General features: G+C 71.3%; 1 protein-coding gene. It reads right to left on the reverse strand.

Going from position 1 to position 2107, the window contains the following annotated elements; all coding sequences use genetic code 11:
* A partial coding sequence (locus ACYVE9_RS24205) for an Rne/Rng family ribonuclease (protein ID WP_461030019.1) occupies window positions 1-2107 on the reverse strand: 2107 nt, incomplete at both ends.

Consider the following 2107-nt stretch of genomic DNA (forward strand, 5'->3'; position numbering starts at 1 on the left):
GACGACTGCCTCGGCCTTCGTCTCGGCGGCCCGGGGCGGGCCGGCGGGAGCGGCGGCCTTCCTGCTGCGACGCCGTCCACGGCCCCGCTTCGCGGCCTCCTCGGCCTCGTGCACGCTGCTGTACAGCTCCTCGTCCGGCACGAAGTCCGGCTCGGCCAGCGCCACCGGCGCCGCGACCTCGGCTGCCAGCTCGGCCAGCTCGGTGCTCTCGTCGACGTCCGCCGACGGCGCCTCGGCCTGCACGGCGGGCTCGGTCGCCGCACCGTCCTGGCCCTTGCCCTTCTTCTTGGCGCGCTTGCCGCTGCCACCGCCACCGACCGCGTGCGCCTGCTCCATGTGCACGACCAGGCCGCGGCCGTTGCAGTGCACGCACGGCTCGGAGAAGGACTCCAGCAGGCCCTGGCCGACCCGCTTGCGGGTCATCTGCACCAGGCCCAGCGAGGTGACCTCGGCGACCTGGTGCTTGGTGCGGTCCCGGCCCAGGCACTCCAGCAGCCTGCGCAGCACCAGGTCCCGGTTGGACTCCAGCACCATGTCGATGAAGTCGATCACGATGATGCCGCCCAGGTCGCGCAGCCGCAGCTGGCGCACGATCTCCTCGGCCGCCTCCAGGTTGTTCCTGGTGACCGTCTCCTCCAGGTTGCCGCCCTGGCCGGTGAACTTGCCGGTGTTGACGTCGACGACGACCATCGCCTCGGTCCGGTCGATCACCAGCGAACCGCCGCTGGGCAGCCAGACCTTCCGGTCGAGCGCCTTGAGCAGCTGCTCGTCGATGCGGTACGAGGCGAACACGTCGACGTCGGACGTCCACTTGGTCAGCCGGTCGGCGAGGTCGGGCGCCACGTGCGAGACGTAGCTGTGGATCGTCTCCCACGCCTCGTCGCCGCTGACCACGACCTTGGTGAAGTCCTCGTTGAAGATGTCGCGCACGACCCGGACGGTCATGTCCGGCTCGCCGTAGAGCAGCGTCGGCGCGGTGCCCTTCTGCGCCTTCTTCTTGATGTCCTCCCACTGCGCCTGGAGCCGCTGCACGTCGCGGGCCAGCTCGTCCTCGCTGGCGCCCTCCGCGGCGGTGCGCACGATGACACCGGCGTCCTCGGGCACGACCTTCTTGAGGATCTGCTTCAGCCGGGCCCGCTCGGTGTCGGGCAGCTTGCGGCTGATGCCGGTCATCGAGCCCTCGGGCACGTACACCAGGTACCGGCCGGGCAGCGACACCTGGCTGGTCAGCCGGGCGCCCTTGTGCCCGATCGGGTCCTTGGTGACCTGCACCAGCACCGGCTGCCCGGACTTGAGGGCCGCCTCGATGCGACGCGGACCGCCGGAGTGGCCGAGCGCCTCGAAGTTCACCTCACCGGCGTAGAGCACGGCGTTGCGGCCCTTGCCGATGTCGACGAACGCGGCCTCCATCGACGGCAGCACGTTCTGGACCTTGCCCAGGTAGACGTTGCCGACGTAGCTGGTCGCCTGCTCCTTGTTCACGAAGTGCTCGACCAGGACGTCGTCCTCGAGCACGCCGATCTGGGTGCGCTCCCCGCTCTGGCGGACGATCATCTCCCGCTTGACCGCCTCACGGCGGGCCAGGAACTCGGCCTCCGTGATGATCGGCACCCGGCGACGGCCCTGCTCGCGGCCTTCGCGGCGGCGCTGCTTCTTCGCCTCCAGGCGGGTCGAGCCCTTGATGGACTGGACCTCGTCGGACGGCTGCTCTTCCTTCTTCTTGCGCGGCTCACGGATCTTCACGACCGTGCGCTCGGGGTCGTCCTCACCCGCGTCGGCGACCGGCACGTCGTGGTCACCGCTGCGGCGGCGACGCCGGCGACGGCGACGCGAGCTGCTGGAGGAGTGGCCGCGGTCCTCGGAGTCGTCGGAGTCGTCGGCGGAGCCGGAGTTCTCACGGTCGCCCCCGTTGCCGGAGTCGGCATCCGGGTCGGACTCGTCGGAGTCCTCGGAACCGGTGTCCTCCGCGTGGCCGCCGTTGTCGCCGTCGTCGGCGGCGTCACCGCGGCGACGGCGACGGCCTCCCCTGCGGCGGCGGCGCGACGGGCGGCCGTCACCGTCGTCGGAGTCGTCGCGGTCCTCGAGATCCGCGTCGGGCTCCGCCTCG

It is taken from the genome of Streptomyces sparsus, from assembly GCF_054776295.1.